This is a genomic window from Caldalkalibacillus mannanilyticus JCM 10596, from assembly GCF_000615945.1.
GTDB classification, from domain to species: Bacteria; Bacillota; Bacilli; order Caldalkalibacillales; family JCM-10596; genus Bacillus_AT; species Bacillus_AT mannanilyticus.
In genome coordinates this window covers 29,460-48,950 of the sequence record NZ_BAMO01000002.1, presented here as the reverse complement: position 1 = coordinate 48,950, position 19,491 = coordinate 29,460, and the positions used below count along the sequence as shown (strand labels likewise).

Genomic DNA, 19,491 nt, shown 5'->3' with positions numbered 1-19,491 from the left:
TCCTAGTATTTCACCTAACGTTTCGTATCTACGACGCCCATGAGTCCTACAGGTGAAGGCGAGCCGACTCGGTTGACGAATGGGATGTATCGCTGAAATTACTTCCTTGCTTTACACTTCTCCAATGAACCAAATTTCTCTTTTATATGTATAATCCTCGTCATTAATCTCCTCTACATATCCCTTAATACCTAATTTCGGGGGCACATTAAGATTCCATTCTGTCACGAGATTTCTATCAGAAGACATTTTTGTCCATCTTTGATAATCGTCTTGTCTATGAAAAATGATTTATAATACTCTTCATCATAAAAAATAATGATTTGTGAGCCAAATAAATCTGGTAAATCTATTGCTGCTAAAACTTTATTATTTCTATTCGATGGGGGTCTAATCGAGATTAAATGTTCTACACGGTCAATTAACAATTGAATACAATCTCTTTTGATTGCATGAGGAGTCTTTGGAGAGTCTATAAAAGCTTGTGAAACTGGAAGGTGCATATGCCAGTACCTATCATTATCAATAGAAAAATTCTCCGTTAAATTATCAATTCGTCTTTTCATTGCTTTATACTTCCTGCTTATCCCTCTTATTTTCTTTTTATCTACCATGAAATACCCCTTTGCTTATAAATGCTTAGCATTTCAGATAACGTTCGGTATTTACGACGCCTCACTGACTTAAGGTACGGCTTGAACCTTAGATAGCTCTTATCTTAGGTTCAAGCTGTGCCGGGCCGTAAGACTTAGTCAGTGCAGGTGTGTCCGGCACGCTTTCTTAGAAATACTTACCCGGACCGAGGAGCCACCAAGCGACGATACGTAAATACGGTGTTATCAGATGTAATCCTCGTCCATGAATTTACTAACAATCTTCTGCGTCATCACAACCACATCCAATTGATTGTCCGTAATATTTTGGGCATTGTTCCCAGTCACAACCTGGCACATGAAATTCACCTAGCTTAACCATACAATCTGCACAAGTTGCTCGAGTATGTCGTAATTCCTCTTCATACCTTTCCTCACCATACCCAATTCTTGGATAGGCTACTCCTTGAATGAGATAATCTTCAATATATTTGGACTCTATAAAATCTTTTGGAAACCTTCTATGGACTTCTTCAGAGTTGTATACAAAAAATTCCTGTTTGAAAAATTCCATTAAATTTGCTTCCTCTTCCCATAAATGCTCTTCAATAAAATTGTGTAATTCACCATCAAGAAATCTGAAATGGAAAGATGTTGCAAACTCAAATAAAACGGAATATTTAGCCATTAACTCGTGAACGGAAAAATCAATTTCATAATGCATCATCTGATTCCTTAAAGATATAGCCTTCTTAAGGGTATCAATGTCTTTATTATCTAGAGGTAATTCAAGGATATTAAGCATTCTGTCTAAAGCTACATGTAAAGATATAGTATTCTTAGGGTTGTCTATATTCTCATAAATCAGATACTTATTAGAACGCTTCAATTTCTCTTTAGCCATTAGCTCAATAGATTGAACAATATTTATAAATGCGACTTTCCACTTCCGGGGATCTTCTTCAGAATAACGATAAAAAAGAAGTGAGGAATTCAAAAAGTCATATGCGTTTTCAAGTAAATTCATTTTTATCCTCATTGAGATATCCCCTTACTAATTCTTTAGGATTATTTCTGATAACGTTTCTGCATTCCTGACGTCGATTTCCCTTAGATAGCTCCTATCTTAGGGAAATCGATGTGTCGCCCTGAATTACTTCATCGAAATTCATCTGGCAACCAAGGGCTTGCTTCCTTGATTACTTCTCTGCTAGCCCGCAGCAGGAATGCTTTGTTAGGTGAAGTACTTGCCTTCCTGAATCACCATCAATCTTGAAGTTTATGCACTTCAATCTCTAGAACCAGGTCCTTAATAACAGAGTTAAAAATACGCGAAAACCCACATTTATCAAATATATCTAGCATCTCTGTATCTTTCACAACCTTTATTTCTTTCGTAATAGAGTGCTGTTCTGTATTCTTATCAATGGTTTGAGCAATAAAAAATACCATCCCTATATCGTTTTGAATAAAATTACTAAATGTATAACGTAATAGATTTATCTCAATATCCTTATTCTTAAAAGAACCATGAACATCTACATCATAAATATAGTATAAACTCCCATTATCAAATGGATTGCCATATAGATCTCTATCCATTATTTCATCTGCTCTCGAGCCTACTACTAAATGATCCCCATCAATAGCATCTAGCCAATATGACCAAGTAACTTCCATTCGTTCTCTCCAGGAGTTTGGAAATTCTGTCATTGCCATCTTTGCAATTATTAATTGATTCTCGTCCTCATCAATCCAATATCTCTCTCTAAGAATGTCCTCAATTTCTTCCGTAATTCCATATTCATCATTTAACATTTCTAATGAAGTGACCAGTTTTACGATATGAGAAATTGGCAACATATCAGAATTATAGTCAGCTTCAGGAAAGTCAAAAAGTTCACAATGTGTTTCATACTTGACGGTAGGGAACACTTCAATATTCATTTTTTTACTTGAAGTTGATAAATCGATGATCAAGTTTGTCATCCCTCCTAAATTGTTTTTGTCAAGTATTTCACCTAACATTTCGTATCTACGACGCCCATGAGCCTTACAGGTGAAGCCTGAACCTAGAAATGCTTTTCTTGGTGAAGGCAATCCGACTCGGTTGGCGAATGGGATGTGTCGAGCGTTTCTTCTATGCCTACTCTTCGAGACCAAGGGTGCTTGCCACCCGCCGCGTAGATATATGGTTATACGACGGTACTTTGAATAACCCCAGAATAATTCATTTCTTCAGTATCATTTCAATCAATTTTCTTAAGCCTCCATCATCTGGTTCTGCATCATCCCAATTATGACCATACATCATATCAGTACTTCTGATTAGATAATCAAATTCTATCCAACGTTCTTCAACAATTAATTTGAAAATATATGCCATCCTATTTACCATGAATTTATTAAGTGTTTTCATGTCTGCATCAGATAATTGACTGTTAGGGTCTGCGTGCATTTCTTCAACAGGACCATTTCTAAAAGCAAAATGAGTAATAGCTTTTGAAATCATAGTTATATTCTCTTCTTGTAATAATTGCTGTTTATATTCTTTATTCATTTCTCTTGCCTTCTCGGATTTAACCAATAAATATTCATCAAGAATTGAATTTCTAATTGTAATACCAAATTTCTTTCGTCTATATGTTATTTTTGATTCTTTTACTTCAAATAACTGAGAAATTAAATAATCTGATTTCTGCTCATCTATAAACATTGCTTTTAGCTCGTCTGGTGTAAGTTCATCTAATAGCAGTGTTTCTCCCGAGGCTTTCCTTGCCTTATGTTCTTCAAAAACTCCCATGAAGACATTCCTCCCTAATTTATTATTCTTCGTACTGTCGTATAACGTTCCGTATCTACGACGAATGAGCCTTACAGGCGAGCCGACTCGGTTGGCGAATGGGATGTGTCGTGCTATACTTCTTTGAAGTTTCTTCGAGACCAAGGGGGCTCGTCGCCCGCCGCGTAGATATTTTGTTAGATGTAGTCGACATCCTTCTTCGAATCTTCTAAATTCCTAATACTGAAATTACCTCGTAGTTCTGTAATTGTGTCCTTATCCATTCTTTAAATTCTCGTATTAACTTACTTAAACTATTACAGTTCTCTTCAAAATGTTGGATAAAATCAGATTCAGTTGATTGAAAAATAAAACTAATATGATCTTTAAGGTCTTCTTGTTTTGTTTCACATTCTAACAACTCAATTATCGAATCAAATCTTATAAGAATCTTTTCCCAAACTTTTTTAGGTATTTCATTAAATGCGAAATGGTCATATTTACTGAATTCCATTTCAATTCCTCTTTCTAAGTAACCAAATGTTTCTTCTTCAAAGAATATTGACTCCTTATTCCAGCAATTACCCTTATATCTTCCAGGTAATATTTCTATATAGCATGTTCCTTCAAGCTCTTCAAGCTTATAAAATATCTTCATATGAGGTTACCTTCTTTTTCTGTTTTATGTCGATTTCATCTAACGTTTCGTGTTCACGACGTCCATGAGCTTACAGGCCTTCCTGAGCCTTAGCTAGCTCTTAGCTTAGGCTCAGGAAGGCCGACACGGTTAGCGAAGGGATGTGTTTGCGGCAATTCTACTAGAAATTACTGCTTTGATTTTCTTCAAGAGAAACCCGCCCGCAAACCAAGCCGCGCCAGCGCGGTGCAGTGTGAACATTTTGTTATCTGATGACCGGCCATACATCTTCGAATAGAGACAGGACGTCAGCCACATGATCTTTATTTAAGGTAATATAGAATGATTTTGCTCAATTCGTATTCTATAATGGTTCATTATTCGTATTTGTTCTTCAGTTAATTTTTCCTTGTCCCAGTACATATGCATTAAGCTGTATTCAAATACTTCTTTCAACTTAATAAATAGAGGAAGCTTATTTAACATCTCCAGAGATATATCATTTTCTTCCTTATAACCATCTATTATTGCTTTTGTCATTGAACGTCCATAGTCAAGTATGTTTCCATTTCCTACAAACGAATACTCCAACGCACTATATATTGGTACCGCTAAATCAAATATATAAAAATGTTTCTCACAATCTTGAAAATCAACCATTGTTAATTTTAAATTACTATCTACTAATATGTTTTCTAACCACAAATCACCGTGTATCAATCCATAAGTTGAATCATTTTTTGGTAGACTTTTTATTGTTGATAGAACATCATGAGCAATTTCTCTAATAGTGCTTTCTTCTTTTGGGATATATTTATGAAAAGCATACTCCTCATTCTCATGCCAATCGCTGATATACTTTGTTTTCTCTTTTTTTTCAAACTTCTTCGAGATACAATGTAATCTGCCGATCTGTCTCCCTAATTCTTTAAATACACTAGCATTCCATTGACTTTTTGGAAGATGAATACCTGAAGCTGCTTTGTACAGTACTGTTATAACATCCTGATCAAGTGTTATCCTTTCTACAGTTTTACCTTGTATAGAAGATATTATTGGCGACACACCAAACCCTTCATTATATAAGAAGTCAGTATATTTTACTTCTTCTAACTGTTCATCATATGATTTATAGTTCGTTATTCTAGCGAAAAAAACACCTTGTTTTGCAATGCAGCGATACATTTCATTAGTTACAGATTCAACTTTACTAATATCCACTGGATATAATTCGTTGAGCAATTCTAGTATCTTTTGTTCCATATGATTTTACTCCTTTTACATCAAGCAACAGGACGTTGCGAATGAATAACGTACAAGTCTTGTCTTTGAGTCGGTCTTTCATATAACGTTCCGTATCTACGACGCCCATGAGCCTTACAGGCGAGCCGACTCGGTTGGTGAATGGAGTGTGTCGAGCAACTCTCCCTAGAAATCTCTTCAAGACCAAGAGCGCTTCGCCCGCAGCGTAGATATAGTGTTATATGACGTTCATTTTCTTCCCTCACAAAAAAATCCTGCACTATATATGCAGGTTCATCTCGAGGTTCTTTAGGTCAATTACAAATCCAGCTTTTAAAAGTATATCTAATCCTAGTAATCCGTTTATATCGTGGTAGGGAAAAGATGAAAAATCTATTGTGATATTGTCAGCTCTATACTCTCCAAGCATTACACTTATCAATAACTTTACTTTTTCCTTTGTAAGTAATTTCTAAAGAGGTAAGTATCATCCCATGTTCCAATTTAATTTTCATTAATGAGATCTCCTTAACACACTTCTAGTTCTTATTTCTAATACAACATTTTCTTTAGATGTATGATAAATTAATACATTATTTTTTGAGTTAAGCAATTCTTTAGTAGCGTTTTCATCAGCAACAGGTCCTATGACCGCTACCTCATCAACAATTTCTTTGTCTTTCTCTACCATTGAATGAAGTATCTCAAATTTAACAAATTGGTTTGGATATAGGTTTCGAACTTCTGCCCATTTCATTAGAATCACCACCCAAGTTTCTTTTAATATATTATACCACATTGAGACCACTACATTTTACTTCCGTGTAAAAATGAATGTCATCTAACGTTCAGGCATTCACGAACCCTCACCGACTTAAGTGACCGAAGGGAACGGCCGCGATGCGGTTAGTCGGTGCAGGGTTGTCCGCCTGGTTCTGCTTCTTCGAAAATCCTCTGGCGGACCAACAGCGACCCGCAGCGTGAATGCGTTGTTGAACTAAACCGCTAACGCGGTAGCTTTAAAATACCATCCATTAATCTATTTCTATTTTATTACATCTTCTTTATTATTCTACCTTCCTTTATCCTCAAAGAGAAACTATCTAAAGGAAGGTGCATTTAATTATGCTAGATTTCATGCAATCTATGAAAACATCTATGGAGTTGAAGGGATTGGCTCAAAGTACTCAAAAAACGTATCTTGCTCACATTCAACGTTATGCTGAGTTTTGTCAGAAGCATCCTGCATCGACTGGTTACGATGAGGTATGCTCGTTCCTCCATCACGCTATAACGGTAAAAAAATTAAGCTCCTCTTACGTAAACTCTTCTTATGGGGCTATAAAGTTCTATTTCCAAACTGTGTTATGTAGGGAATGGAACATACTTCACATCCCAAGAGTCAAAAAGAAACGAACACTCCCTATCATTTTAACAAGTGAAGAAGTATTTCGTATCCTTAGGGCCACTGAGAATCTTAAACATCGAGCGATTCTTTCAACGATTTACTCAGCTGACCTACGAGTGAGTGAAGTAGCTCACCTTAAAATTTCAGATATTCATAGTCAGAATATGCGTATCTTTGTCCGACAATCTAAAGGCAATAAAGATCGATACACGATCTTATCTGAGAGAAATCTTCAGCTACTTCGTGAGTATTGGAAGGTCTATCGACCTAAAGAATGGCTTTTTCCAGGGAATCCAGATACTATACCTATTGCCACTCGGACCATTCAATCAATCTTCAAAGATTCATTGAACTTAACTGGTGTAAAAAAAGAAGCTTCCGTTCACACCCTACGTCATTGTTTTGCTACTCATCTATTAAACAATGAAGCGATTCTTTTGCAAATTAAGGAGCTATTAGGTCACGACAATATTCAAACCACTTCTATGTACTTCCATCTCACACATGCTCAAGTGTTCGGAGTCAAGAGTCCCCTTGACCACGGAGGTGATGACCTTGATTGAACTACAAGATGTTTTTACTCGTTTCTCAAGATCTTATCTTGCTTCCAATAAGGTTCATTACGAAGGGCTTAAAGCCATTCAGGCCATTTGCCATTGCAGAACAGCCGAGCTAGGTGGACATGTAGATGTATGTGATGGTTGTCAGGCTTCGAAAATATCCTATAATTCCTGTCGGAATCGGAACTGCCCCAAATGCGGGAACGTGAAGAAGAAGCAATGGATTCTAGACCGAACCCATGAGTTGCTGCCTGTCCCCTATTTTCATATGGTGTTTACGGTGCCCCACCAGCTCAATAGGCTGTTTCTATCGAACTCTTCCGTGATGTACTCTCTCCTTTTCAAAGCAGCCTCTCAAACTTTGAGCCAGCTGGCACTGGATCAAAAGTATTTAGGCGCTCAAATTGGAGTCACCATGGTCTTGCATAGCTGGGGACAGACTCTCTCTTTCCATCCCCATGTTCACTGCATTGTACCAGGCGGTGGACTTTCTCCTTCTGGCTGTTCGTTTGTTCGATCGAAGAAGAAGTTTTTTATATCCGTGAGGGTGCTCTCAAAGGTGTTTCGTGGCAAGTTTCTCTTTCTATTAAAAAGAGCTGACGAAGAGAAAAAGATTCTGTTTACGTATGATCTTTTTCATGAAGAAGAGAAGTCTTCCTTTCAATCCTTGCTCGATTCTCTCTACTCTATGGATTGGGTGATGTATTGTAAAAAGCCATTTAAGAGCCCTTTTTATGTGGTTCAATATCTAAGCAGGTACACCCATAAGACAGCCGTCTATAATAATCGGTTGATTTCTATGGATGATGAACATGTCACCTTTCGGTACCGAGATTACCGAGATCAGAAGGTAAAGCTCTTAAAATTAAAGGCCATGGAATTTATGCGTCGTTTTTTACAGCATGTCCTTCCTTCTGGATTTCAAAGGATACGGTACTACGGCATCTTAAGTAATAGCAATCGGAAAAGAAAGCTCCTTACTTGCTTGAGATTAACTCGGACTAAGATTAGAGCTAAAGTAAAGTTATCTGCTCGAGAACTTATCCTCAAAGCTACAGGTGTTGATATTTCGTTGTGCTCTTCTTGTGGGGGCCATTGGTGTATGGTAAGCTCGTTTCAACCTAATAGTAGTTGAGTTAAGTTGAAATGAATACTTTTCAAAAAAAGCCTCTTCTTGGGGAGGGGAAGATCTGGCCTTTTTTAAAGAAAACGAACGTTATCTCTCAAACCGACTAAAACTAGCTCTACTAAAAACAAAAAATAAGTCTAGAAACAAATAACAAGGCTTAAGGGGATGCGTTGAACCGCGGCTTCGTTCAACATGGATTTGCGCAATTGCAGGTTTCGTTGTCTTCTCTATTTTTACGTATTTATCCTGATCTCATGGTTGAGTCCATGAGATTTTTTCTAGGCAACTGCGCAACGAATCCAAAGTGTTAGCTGAAGTTGATTGTCTCTTTATTTATCTAATTTCAAAAATAAAAGGCATAGTAAATCTATGCCTTTTTATTTTTATCAAGATTATTTTATGTCTTGTGATACAGCAACTAGTTGTTTTTTACCATCTAAAGCACTATTAGAAACTTTTAGATCTTCGACAATTCCAGCTGCAAGATCAAACATTACCATCCCTGAGCTAATAAGTGATTTCAACTCATTTGTTGCTAACTTCCACCTCAAACCTTCTATTAATTTACCTAATGAAGGTAGTATCTCATCTAAACTTTCTATGTAACATATATCTGCCTCAGGTTTTACACGATTAAAATGTTCTTTAACCTCTGGAGCTACGCCTCTTGAAGCCCAAATTACTCCTATGCCCGCATTATATACTACTAATCTACTTTGAAAAGGATATGCATGTCCAAGAGAAAATTGAGAATCTTTTAGCTCGAATAGCAATAAATTCTCGCCAATTGAAACAATTGCATCGATTTCTTCTGGACCTTCAGCAATATTAACTAATATATCTTCTAATGGGACTCCTAATGCAACCAGGGCATCAACTAAATTGATTGTCATCCAGCGACTTCCGTCTATCATGTTATTTGAAATTTTTGTTGTAATTAATAACTCTTCAATAGTTTCTTCTGTAATCAGTCTATCGCACCGACTACATCTGATATCATGCTCACCCATTAAGTCAATGCTTTCCTTCTTAGAGGATTTTGTTATCTGCTCATTAGTTTTTTTACACAGTACTACGTATTCTGGGCGAATTAAATTTTGTTCTTTCAATGAGTCCAAGTATTTATTAATATCTTCGATTTTTTCAAACTTATTTATTAGGTCCCTTTTCAACAGGCTACCTGAAGACTTTATTGTTAATATAATACTTGATAATAAACTATCGTTAAAATATTTGGCAAAAACGTACTCCTCTTCAGAAAATACTGGAGACGAGTAATTTTGACTTAACTCAATAAATTTTTCATTCTTTTTTTGAACCACACTCCATGTATCGAGTTCTCGAATATTTTCTACTAAAAAGTCAAGTATCTTTTGTATCTCATCAATATTATAATCAACTGACATAAAACCTAGAGAAATCTTATGTCTTTTTGTTTTTGAACGTTTATTTTCGGTCTCATCATCTTCAATCAAAGTAATCAGACAATAATCCTTTTCATTTGATAGCTTAAAAAACGTACTCCACATTATTCCCTTGCTGGAACCATAAAGATAGTTCATCTCGTAAAAAAATCTTCTTCCAAACTCAGGTTTGAAATCAATACAATTAATACCTAGAGTTTTTTGGTATTCAGACTTTGCTTCTTCCATTGGAAAATTATAACCCATTTTCTTAATGGTGTCAGTTAATAAATCTCTTAGATTTTCTACCTTAAGTATATTAGATTCATAAGATTTAAGAGTAATCAATAGATATTTCCTCCTATATTTTTTCTTATATTTTATTACATTATAACTACAAATTAGAATACCCCCATTTCAATTAATCAATTTCAGCTAACGTTTCATATCTACGACGCCCATGAGTCTTACAGGTGAATCCTGAACCTAGAAATGCTTTCTTGGTGAAGGCGATCCGACTCGGTTAGAGAAGAAGATGTGTCGCTGAGTCTACTTCTTTGCTATGAAATTGCTCCAATCAATTGGACTTTAATACGCCAGGCGACCGAGCGTGAACATTTTGTTATATTCACTTACTTTTTCTATCCTTATCGTCATAGCTATACCTCTTCTATTTTGGAATTATACGACGATGACTGACAATGCATATTTTATAATGTAATTTTTTTCTTTTTTACTCAGTATACTACAAAAATTGGTGGATTTCCTTCAAAACAAAAAAGCACCCTTTTCAGGTACTGATCTCATGTCTTATGTATGGTGGAGACGGTGGGAGTCGAACCCACGTCCGAAGACAACGTAACGATAGCTTCTACGAGTGTAGTCACTGAATTTAAGATTCGCCTAATGGAACGCCCAGCGACAGGCCACCCTTTAGACTAACCTGATTTCCTTAGACATAGATCCACAGGTGGAGGATCAATGCCGCATCCCACTAAGAGTGAGCTCTACTCAAGCAACATGGGCGATTGCTAGAAAGAGCCGCTAGCAGACTAAGCTGCTAAAGCGAAGTTGTTGTTAGATTTGCCAGTTATTATTGGCGTTGCGTTTTTACGAGGCCGACCCCTCGACTCGCCACTAAAGCCCGAACTATCCCCGTCGAATCCAAAACGCCCCCATGTAATAATACCATCTTCAAAAGATGTGCTTACTTAGTATAGCATAACAGGATGAAGAATTCATTTACACTTTTTGTCTTTCACGAAAGGCTCTTTCTACTTCTCGCTGAGCATCCTTCTTCTTCAGTGTTTCTCTCTTGTCGTACAGCTTTTTCCCTTTGGCAAGGGCTAATTCTAATTTGGCAAAACCATGCTTGAGATACATTCGTAATGGAACAAGAGAATACCCTTGTTCTTTTGTTAAGCCAATCAGCTTACTAATTTGCTTTCGCTGGAGGAGAAGCTTTCTTGTACGAAGTGGTTCATGATTGTACCGATTTCCCTGCTCATAAGGCTGATATGCATATTATGCAAAAAGACCTCACCATTTTGAATTCGGGCAAAGCTATCCTTGAGATTAGCTTTTCCTGCACGAATGGATTTTATCTCCGTGCCTGTTAATACCATTCCTGTTTCGAAGGTATCTTCAATATGGTAATCATGCCTTGCTTTTTTATTCTGGGCAACGACTTTTATTCCCTCAGACATATCAACAACCCTCCCCTTGCACAGAAATCAATGTATTTTTCATTATACCATACACACACAGTATTTTAAAAGCTTTCCAGTTTACTTTTTTTGTTATGTTGTATGATTCTGTTCATTTATTTTAAGCCTTCAATCAAACGAACCCCGAATGAGAGCCCTAATACCCTCTCGAACGGGGTCTTTTCTTATTTTGAGTTTACTTTTTTTTCATTCGGCGCACTTGCTTTGCTTTATATTTGGGAACTTCTTTACGTTTTTCTTTTTTCTTTTTCTGTTGATTTTCTAGTACAGCAGGCTTTTTCGTTCTTTCTCTTCTTGGCTTGGAGCTACCATTTCAAAATCAATGGATCTTTCTTCGATATTCACATTGACACATTTTACTTTGACAGAGTCGCCAATGCGATAGATTTTTCCTGTTCGTTCACCAATCATTGCATATTGCTTTTCATGGTAATGATAATAATCATCTGTTAAGAAGCTGACATGAACCAAGCCTTCAATCGTATTGGGCAGCTCAACGAAGATTCCAAAAGAAGTGACACCACTAATCACACCTTCAAATTCTTCTCCTACCTTATCCTTCATAAATTCAGCTTTCTTTAAATCATCTGTTTCACGTTCTGCTTCTACAGCTTGTCTTTCACGTTCAGACGTATGCTGCGCTATTTCTCCCAGCTTCCCTGCCCAATGATCCTGAGTACCTTCTCTGACATCTCCTTCGATCAAATACGTACGAATTAAGCGGTGGACGATCAGATCTGGGTACCTTCGGATAGGGGAGGTAAAATGAGTATAGAATTCAGTAGCAAGTCCAAAATGTCCTAGGCTTTCCGACATATATTTTGCCTGCTTCATAGAACGCAGCATAACAGTACTAATAATGGTTTCTTCTGGAGTATCCTTGATCTGCTCTAGAAGCTGCTGCAATGCCCTAGGATGAATCGAATTAGAACTCCCTCTCACGACATAACCAAAGTTCGTGACAAACTCCAAAAAGCTTTGTAGCTTTTCTGGCTTCGGGTCTTCATGCACACGATAGATAAAAGGTACATTTAACCAATGAAAGTGCTCTGCCACTGTTTCATTCGCTGCTAGCATAAATTCCTCAATGATTTTTTCAGCAATCGAGCGTTCTCGAATCACCACATCGTGTGGATGTCCCTCATCATTAACAAGCACCTTGGCTTCCTTAAAGTCAAAGTCAACCGCGCCTCTTTCCATTCGATGCTTTCTAAGAATCAAAGCAAGCTCTTTCATCATGTCAAAGAAAGGAACCAGCGGCTCATACTGTTGAAGAACCTCCTCATCTTCTCTTTCTACGATTTTGCGTACATTTGAGTAAGTCATTCTTTCTGTTGTTCGAATGACACTTTCAAAAATTTCATGAGATACGATGTCCCCATGTACTGTGATTTCCATCTCGCAGGATAAAGTGAGGCGATCTACCTGAGGATTTAAACTACAGATTCCATTAGATAGGCGATGCGGAATCATCGGAATCACTCGATCGACAAGGTACACACTTGTCCCTCTTTTCAGTGCCTCCTGATCGAGAAGCGATCCTTCCTCCACATAGTAGCTCACATCAGCAATATGAACGCCAAGCAGGAAGTTTCCTTTTTCATTTTTCTTCAAGGAAATAGCATCATCTAAGTCTTTAGCGTCCTCCCCGTCAATGGTCACAATGGTTTCATTGCGCAGATCACGCCGATTCTTCAATTCATCTGCATGAATCTGGTCAGGAACGGCTTCCGCCTCCTTAAGGACGCCTTCTGGAAAGCTTTCCGGAAGCTGAAACTTACGAATGATCGAAAGAATGTCCACTCCAGGATCATTTTTGTGACCCAGAATTTCGACCACTTCCCCTTCAGCCGATCTTCTACCCTCGGGGTATTTTGTAATTTGGACCACGACTTTATGACCTTCGGCAGCCCCATTAAACGCTTCCTTAGGAATAAAAATATCCTGTGCCATGCGTTTGTCGTCTACGACAACAAAACCATAGGTAGTCACATCCTGAAACGTTCCTACAACTTGAGTGACAGCTCTCTTCAGAATGCGAATAACTTCTCCTTCTAACCTCTTTCCATTCGTTGTGCTGTTCAGTCGAACCAAGCAAGTATCGCCGTTCATCGCTCCATTCAAGTCTTTCTCCGAGATGAATACATCTGGCTCACCTGGCGTTTCAGGAATCAAGAAACCGAAGCCTTTGGCATGCCCTTGGATTCTTCCTTTAAACAAGTTCATCTTTTCTGGCAGACCGTAGCGGTTCGCTCTGGTTCGAACAATTTCTCCGCTTTCTTCTAAGTCATTAAGCAATTTCACAAAGGTCCTAAAATCATCGGAGGCTTCGATCTCAAACTCCTGCTCCAGTTCATTTACAGTGAGCGGTTTATATGCTTTTTCTTTCATAAAATCCAATATGGTATCTCTTGTTATCATCTTTATCACTCTCCTTTCATGTTTCTATGTGTATCTTATTCTTAACCAATTTTCGAATAAAATAAGCAATGTTTGAAAATAGTGTTTCTCTTTCCTTATCTAACGTAATAATGTGGCTTGATTCTTTAAATATAATCAGTTCTTTGTCTTTACTTCCTATTTGTTCACATAATAAATTTCCACTGCACGGATCAACGGTTTCATCCTTTTCTGATTGCACAATCAAGATGGGTTGGTTTAAGTGAGGGAGAACATGGCTGACATTCTTCATCAATTGGTCTAAGCTGGCTACACAAGCGAGAGGAGTTCTATCATAAATGTATAGCTCTTTTTCGATATGCTCTGCCTTCTGTCCTCGTCTTTTTAAATACTGTTTGAAGTACTGAGCATAGCGCACCATTCCCATCCGCTTATCTCTGACCTTTATCGGAGCACATAGGGTCGCCATTCCCAACAGCTCATGAAATTGAGCCAGCTTTAAGGTGAGAAGCCCTCCCATGGAAAGACCGATCGCAATAATTTCCTGACAGCCTACTTCTCTCAGCCTCCTATAGCCTTCCTCGGCACTTGTATACCAATCGACCCATGAGGTACATCTCATCTCTTCAGGCGTCACACCGTGCCCTTTCAACAGCGGAGCGTGGACCGTATACCCCTCACTATGCAGATATTCACCTAAGGGTCTTAGCTCTGCAGTTGTTCCAGTAAAACCATGAATCAATAAGATACCTATTTGTTTATCGGCTGCTTCAAATAAAAAAGGTTCAGGGGACCTTATGCTGATTTTCATCTTTCTCATCTCCCATAACAGATAATGAATGAACAGGACCTGATACATCATCAAACAAAAAGTCTTCCACCTTCTCAAAAAGCTGTTCCTGCTCACAATCATGACAAACAATATGCTTAGATTCTCCAAGATAAAAAAGCTCCTTGATCCTCGAATGCACATGTTGATAAATATAGGTAGCACTTCTTGGTTGAACCAGCATATCCTTCTCTCCCTGTACAATAAGAACAGGGCTGGTAATATGGCGAAGCCTTGGCTTCACATGCCAGACTAAGCGTCTAAAATGATATACCGCTCTTAGTGGTGTCTGTTTGATCTTATATTTATATCTTTCCATTGTTGAAGAGCTGTTCTGCCCTTTCAGTGGTTCCATGAAGGCTTCCTTCACTTCCTGAATCATCATTTTCGGGTGGAGACAAAAGACGGCTGCACTTAGTAAGACAAGCTTACTAACCGAATATTTAGAAGCTAAATAAGCAGCAATCATGCCTCCCATAGAAAAGCCAATGACATAAATTTCAGTACATCTATCCTGTAAAAGAAGATATTCCTTCTCTATAAACTCTAACCATAGCTCCCACGTGCTCGTGCTCATGCTTTCACCCTCACCATGCCCTGGTAATGTTGGGGTATGGATCTGCCAGTCTGTATGTTCATGAAGATATTCTGCTAAGGGTCTAAGTTCCTCTGGACTTCCAGTAAACCCATGAATCAATAGGCAACCAATCATGTTATCACCCTCCAATTCCTTCTATCTCCTATGATACCCGATTTCCATCATTTATTATATAGGACGAAAAAAACAGCAGGGTTGCAAAGATATCTGCAACTCCTACTGTTTATATTCTATGCATATTTAACTAGCATGTTCGATCTAACCTACAAAATAAGCCACAGCTATTGCAAGTAGAATAAACACAACGGCAAAAATAACGGTGAGCTTTCCAAGTAAAGCATCAACTCCGCGGGCTTTTTGTTTTCCCACGATTTGTTCTGCGCCACCACTAATTGCCCCGGATAGTCCTGCACTGCGTCCTGATTGTAGCAAGACGACTGCAATGAGAGCTAGAGAAACTAGAATTAACAATACTTTTACAACTAGAGCCATAATACCTTCCCACCTCCTACAAGTGAGTATGCAATATTTTAAAAATATCACATTATGGACAGGTTTTCAAATTATTTCTTCAAGTTGTAGAAAGATTCTCTGCCACCATATAGTCCAACAAAGGATAATTTGTCTTCAATTCTTAGTAATTGATTGTATTTTGCCACACGATCTGTTCTTGAAGGAGCACCTGTTTTGATTTGACCTGCATTCGTTGCTACAGCAATATCTGCAATGGTTGTATCTTCAGACTCACCAGATCTGTGTGAAATAACCGCTGTATAGCCAGCACGTTTTGCCATTTCAATCGCATCAAAGGTTTCTGTTAAAGTACCAATTTGGTTCACTTTAATTAAGATGGAGTTTCCTGTACCTTCTGCGATACCGCGTCCTAAACGCTCTGTATTTGTTACAAATAAATCGTCACCTACTAGCTGAACTTTGTCACCGATCGCTTTCGTTAGCTTGTTCCAGCCTTCCCAATCGTCTTCAGATAGTCCGTCTTCAATGGAGATGATCGGATATTTGCTTGCTAGCTCTTGGTAGAAAGCAATCATTTCGTCAGTTGTACGAGTAACGCCTTCTCCTTTAAACTCATATTTACCATCTTGATATAGCTCAGTTGCCGCTACATCTAAAGCAATGAATACTTGCTCCCCTGGCTTGTAGCCGGCTTTTTCAATAGCTGAGATGATCGTTGTAATTGCCTCTTCATTGGAGGAAAGGTTTGGTGCGAATCCACCTTCGTCACCTACGCTGTGTTTAGGCCTTTTTCTTTTAGTACAGACTTCAGGCTGTGGAAGATTTCTGCTCCCATACGAACCGCTTCCGTGAAGCTTTCTGCTCCTACTGGCATAACCATGAACTCTTGAATATCGACGTTGTTATCAGCATGCTCTCCACCATTTAAGATGTTCATCATTGGAACTGGTAATGTTTTCGCATTAAATCCGCCAAGGTATTCATAAAGCTCTACACCTAGCTCTTCACTAGCCGCTCTAGCTACTGCCATTGAAACACCTAGAATCGCATTTGCACCTAATTTGGACTTGTTTGGTGTTCCATCTAACTCGATTAATAATTGGTCAATCCCCACTTGGTCGCGAGCATCAAAGCCGATTAATTCTGGAGCGATCACTTCATTTACATTTTCAACAGCTTTAAGAACGCCTTTTCCTAAGTAAACTTCTTTATCTCCATCACGAAGCTCTACTGCTTCATGAGCACCTGTAGATGCTCCAGAAGGAACGATCGCGCGTCCCATTACTCCTGATTCAAGATAAATTTCTACTTCTACTGTTGGATTACCACGGGAATCTAATACTTGGCGAGCATATACGTCTGAAATAATTGTCATTTTGTTTCATCTCCTTATTTTTTAAATAATGAATTACCTGTCATTTCTTCTGGTTTTTGAACCTTTAATAGATCAAGCATAGTGGGGGCAATATCAGCTAAGATTCCATCCTCACGCAATTCTAATCCTGCTTTTGTCAGAATAAATGGAACTGGGTTGGTGGTATGAGCTGTAAATGGTTTCTCATTCTCATCTAGGACAAGATCAGCATTTCCATGATCCGCCGTAATAAGAGCAACCCCGCCCTTCGCTAAAATAGCATCAACGATCTTGCCTAAGCATTCGTCAACGGTTTCCACTGCTTTAATTGTGGGTTCAAGCATCCCTGAATGACCTACCATATCAGGGTTGGCAAAGTTAAGGATAATCACATCATGTTTCTCTGCTTCGATTTCCTGCAATAACGCATCGGTTACCTCATACGCACTCATTTCCGGCTTCAGATCATACGTTGGAACCTTAGGAGAATCAATTAAGAGCCTAGTTTCTCCTTCGAATGTTGCTTCTCTCCCTCCACTGAAAAAGAAGGTCACATGAGGGTATTTTTCTGTTTCAGCAATGCGCAGCTGAGTTAATTGATGTTGTGTTAAGACTTCCCCTAACGTATTGTCCAAATTGGTAGGCTTGTACGCCACATATCCCTGCACCGTTTCACTAAAATGAGTCAGACATACATAGTATAAATCAGACGGTACAGAATGACCACGATCAAAGCCTCTAAAATCTTCATTGGTAAAGACTTGAGAAATTTGAATCGCTCGATCCGGTCTAAAATTATAAAAGATAACAGCATCTTCTGATGAAATAAGGCCCACAGGCTGGTTTTGTTCATCAACCATCACTGTCGGTAAGACAAACTCATCATAGATACTTTGATTATAGGAATCAACAATCGCTTGAATCGGGTCTTGGTATTTAGGACCTTCCCCATACACCATGGCTTTATATGCTTTTTCCACTCGGTCCCAGCGCTTATCCCGGTCCATCGAGTAGTATCTTCCTTGAATGGTCGCCAGCTTCCCAATGCCTAATTCAGACATTTTTTTCATTAATTGCTCGATATATCCTTTGGCACTGTCTGGAGCCACATCACGTCCATCTAGGAAGGCATGGATATAGACATCTTCTACCTGCTCTCTTTTTGCTAACGCTAATAGAGCAAACAAATGATTAATATGGCTATGAACCCCTCCATCTGAAAGAAGCCCATAGAGATGCAGAGCTTTCTTCTTCGCTTTCGCATGACGCATCGCTTCAATCATCACTTGATTTTCGAAGAAGTCCCCTTCTCGAATCTCTTTATTCACCCGAGTCAGATCCTGATAAACCACACGACCTGCTCCGATGTTTAAGTGTCCTACCTCAGAATTTCCCATCTGTCCTTCTGGAAGTCCCACTGCTTCTCCACAAGCAACAAGAGAAGTATGAGGAAACTCTGACCACAGGCGGTCAAAGTTAGGCTTTTTTGCTTGAGCTACAGCGTTACCGTGTGTTTCCTCGCGTAAAGCAAATCCGTCTAGGATGATCAGAGCTACTGGTTTTGCACGGTTCATTTTACGCACGCCCTTCCAATAATTGAAGGAATGAATCAGGCTTTAAGCTAGCTCCTCCCACAAGGCTCCATCGATATCTGGTTGAGCCATGTATTTCTTAATATTTTCTGGCTTGACACTACCGCCATATTGAATTCTAATTTGATTTGCTACTTCCTCGTTATAGAGGTCTTTGATCACAGAACGAATATACGCATTCACTTCATTAGCATCCGCCGCTGAAGATGATTTTCCTGTCCCGATCGCCCAGATTGGCTCATAAGCGATGACAGATTGTACCGCTTGCTCATCTGTAAGGTTGACATAGGCCTTCTCAACCTGCGTTTTGACAACCGCTTTGGTCTGTCCTGCTTCACGCTCTTCTAGGTATTCACCTACACAAATAATTGGTGTTAACTGATGCTTGAAGGCAGCATGTGCTTTTAGATTGACCGTTTCATCCGTTTCGTTGAAATACTGTCTACGCTCAGAGTGACCAATAATCACATATTCCACACCAATAGAAGAAAGCATCCCTGGACTTACTTCACCAGTATAAGCTCCCTGTTCCTCGAAATGAACATTTTGAGCGCCTATAGCAACTGCTTTTCCTTTTGTTTGTTCTACTAGTGCTTGTAAATGAGTAAAAGGAACGCATAAGACAGCATCGACTTGGTCTGCACTTGGTAAGGTATTTTCAATAGAGGCTACAAATGTTTTTGCTTCCTCAATGGTCATGTGCATTTTCCAGTTTCCTGCAATAATTGGTTTACGCATCGTTACTCCCCCATCCATGATTTCA

At 38.6% G+C, this 19,491-nt stretch carries 14 protein-coding genes, 1 other RNA gene and 5 pseudogenes; 2 read left to right on the top strand and 18 right to left on the bottom strand.

The window, feature by feature from the left end; translation table 11 throughout:
- Positions 1-111: 111 nt before the first annotated feature.
- The 8 genes and pseudogenes from JCM10596_RS23200 to JCM10596_RS01295 all read right to left on the bottom strand — a co-directional run bounded on the left by JCM10596_RS23200 (position 112) and on the right by JCM10596_RS01295 (position 6,011).
- Positions 112-503: pseudogene (locus JCM10596_RS23200) on the bottom strand (DUF3916 domain-containing protein).
- A gap of 364 nt (positions 504-867) precedes the next feature.
- On the bottom strand, positions 868-1,620 hold the full coding sequence (locus tag JCM10596_RS01325; RefSeq protein ID WP_148302480.1) for a hypothetical protein: 753 nt from the start codon (positions 1,618-1,620) through the stop codon (positions 868-870).
- 239 nt (positions 1,621-1,859) lie between these two features.
- Positions 1,860-2,573, bottom strand: coding sequence for a hypothetical protein (locus tag JCM10596_RS01320; RefSeq protein WP_025025594.1), 714 nt, complete (start codon positions 2,571-2,573; stop codon positions 1,860-1,862).
- A gap of 250 nt (positions 2,574-2,823) precedes the next feature.
- Complete coding sequence (locus tag JCM10596_RS01315; protein WP_025025593.1) at positions 2,824-3,396, bottom strand: hypothetical protein; 573 nt, start codon at positions 3,394-3,396, stop codon at positions 2,824-2,826.
- Positions 3,397-3,604: 208 nt separating this feature from the next.
- On the bottom strand, positions 3,605-4,033 hold the full coding sequence (locus JCM10596_RS01310; protein WP_025025592.1) for a hypothetical protein: 429 nt from the start codon (positions 4,031-4,033) through the stop codon (positions 3,605-3,607).
- Between the two features lie 306 nt (positions 4,034-4,339).
- Positions 4,340-5,275 carry a phosphotransferase enzyme family protein gene (locus tag JCM10596_RS01305; RefSeq protein ID WP_025025591.1) on the bottom strand — a complete coding sequence of 312 codons (936 nt, stop codon included), beginning with the start codon at positions 5,273-5,275 and terminating at the stop codon, positions 4,340-4,342.
- A 20-nt stretch (positions 5,276-5,295) separates the two neighbouring features.
- The gene (locus JCM10596_RS29020; protein ID WP_148302479.1) at positions 5,296-5,520 is read right to left on the bottom strand and encodes a hypothetical protein; all 225 of its coding nucleotides are present in this window, start codon (positions 5,518-5,520) and stop codon (positions 5,296-5,298) included.
- A 248-nt stretch (positions 5,521-5,768) separates the two neighbouring features.
- Complete coding sequence (locus JCM10596_RS01295; RefSeq protein WP_025025590.1) at positions 5,769-6,011, bottom strand: hypothetical protein; 243 nt, start codon at positions 6,009-6,011, stop codon at positions 5,769-5,771.
- Positions 6,012-6,379: 368 nt separating this feature from the next.
- Here JCM10596_RS01295 and JCM10596_RS01290 point away from each other — a divergent pair, with 368 nt between their 5' ends.
- Both JCM10596_RS01290 and JCM10596_RS01285 read left to right on the top strand, forming a co-directional pair.
- Positions 6,380-7,225, top strand: coding sequence for a tyrosine-type recombinase/integrase (locus JCM10596_RS01290; RefSeq protein WP_025025589.1), 846 nt, complete (start codon positions 6,380-6,382; stop codon positions 7,223-7,225).
- A complete protein-coding gene (locus tag JCM10596_RS01285; RefSeq protein WP_025025588.1) occupies positions 7,218-8,357 on the top strand; it encodes an IS91 family transposase in 1,140 nt (379 codons plus the stop codon). The genes JCM10596_RS01290 and JCM10596_RS01285 overlap by 8 nt, the downstream gene beginning before the upstream one ends.
- A 386-nt stretch (positions 8,358-8,743) precedes the next feature.
- On the opposite strand, the gene JCM10596_RS01280 is transcribed toward JCM10596_RS01285, so the two are convergent.
- The 10 genes and pseudogenes from JCM10596_RS01280 to tpiA form a co-directional block, all read right to left on the bottom strand.
- Complete coding sequence (locus JCM10596_RS01280) at positions 8,744-10,102, bottom strand: hypothetical protein (protein WP_025025587.1); 1,359 nt, start codon at positions 10,100-10,102, stop codon at positions 8,744-8,746.
- Between the two features lie 469 nt (positions 10,103-10,571).
- Positions 10,572-10,931, bottom strand: a transfer-messenger RNA (tmRNA) gene (gene ssrA, locus JCM10596_RS28495).
- A gap of 65 nt (positions 10,932-10,996) precedes the next feature.
- Positions 10,997-11,460 (bottom strand): annotated as a pseudogene (gene smpB, locus JCM10596_RS23195) (SsrA-binding protein SmpB).
- Positions 11,461-11,656: 196 nt separating this feature from the next.
- Positions 11,657-13,902 (bottom strand): annotated as a pseudogene (gene rnr / locus JCM10596_RS23190) (ribonuclease R).
- 16 nt (positions 13,903-13,918) lie between these two features.
- Complete coding sequence (locus JCM10596_RS01265; RefSeq protein ID WP_025025586.1) at positions 13,919-14,692, bottom strand: alpha/beta hydrolase; 774 nt, start codon at positions 14,690-14,692, stop codon at positions 13,919-13,921.
- Positions 14,667-15,437, bottom strand: a complete 771-nt coding sequence (locus tag JCM10596_RS01260; protein WP_234410367.1) for an alpha/beta hydrolase — start codon at positions 15,435-15,437, stop codon at positions 14,667-14,669. Before JCM10596_RS01260 ends, JCM10596_RS01265 begins: the two co-directional genes overlap by 26 nt.
- Before the next feature lie 129 nt (positions 15,438-15,566).
- Positions 15,567-15,800 carry a preprotein translocase subunit SecG gene (secG, locus tag JCM10596_RS01255; protein WP_025025584.1) on the bottom strand — a complete coding sequence of 78 codons (234 nt, stop codon included), beginning with the start codon at positions 15,798-15,800 and terminating at the stop codon, positions 15,567-15,569.
- A 71-nt stretch (positions 15,801-15,871) separates the two neighbouring features.
- Positions 15,872-17,157, bottom strand: a pseudogene (gene eno / locus JCM10596_RS23185) (phosphopyruvate hydratase).
- A gap of 14 nt (positions 17,158-17,171) precedes the next feature.
- Complete coding sequence (gene gpmI / locus JCM10596_RS01245) at positions 17,172-18,710, bottom strand: 2,3-bisphosphoglycerate-independent phosphoglycerate mutase (protein WP_025025583.1); 1,539 nt, start codon at positions 18,708-18,710, stop codon at positions 17,172-17,174.
- A 1-nt stretch (position 18,711) separates the two neighbouring features.
- Positions 18,712-19,466 (bottom strand): annotated as a pseudogene (gene tpiA, locus JCM10596_RS23180) (triose-phosphate isomerase).
- Between the last annotated feature and the right edge of the window lie 25 nt (positions 19,467-19,491).

Excerpts from the sequence above, each read along its gene's own strand:
- JCM10596_RS01265 (WP_025025586.1), bottom strand. The coding sequence starts at position 14,692 with ATGAAAATCAGCATAAGGTCCCCTGAACCTTTTTTATTTGAAGCAGCC.
- JCM10596_RS01310 (WP_025025592.1), bottom strand. The coding sequence starts at position 4,033 with ATGAAGATATTTTATAAGCTTGAAGAGCTTGAAGGAACATGCTATATA.
- gpmI (WP_025025583.1), bottom strand. The coding sequence starts at position 18,710 with ATGAACCGTGCAAAACCAGTAGCTCTGATCATCCTAGACGGATTTGCT.
- JCM10596_RS01295 (WP_025025590.1), bottom strand. The coding sequence starts at position 6,011 with ATGAAATGGGCAGAAGTTCGAAACCTATATCCAAACCAATTTGTTAAA.
- JCM10596_RS01315 (WP_025025593.1), bottom strand. The coding sequence starts at position 3,396 with ATGGGAGTTTTTGAAGAACATAAGGCAAGGAAAGCCTCGGGAGAAACA.
- secG (WP_025025584.1), bottom strand. The coding sequence starts at position 15,800 with ATGGCTCTAGTTGTAAAAGTATTGTTAATTCTAGTTTCTCTAGCTCTC.
- JCM10596_RS01325 (WP_148302480.1), bottom strand. The coding sequence starts at position 1,620 with ATGAATTTACTTGAAAACGCATATGACTTTTTGAATTCCTCACTTCTT.
- JCM10596_RS01290 (WP_025025589.1), top strand. The coding sequence starts at position 6,380 with ATGCTAGATTTCATGCAATCTATGAAAACATCTATGGAGTTGAAGGGA.
- JCM10596_RS01305 (WP_025025591.1), bottom strand. The coding sequence starts at position 5,275 with ATGGAACAAAAGATACTAGAATTGCTCAACGAATTATATCCAGTGGAT.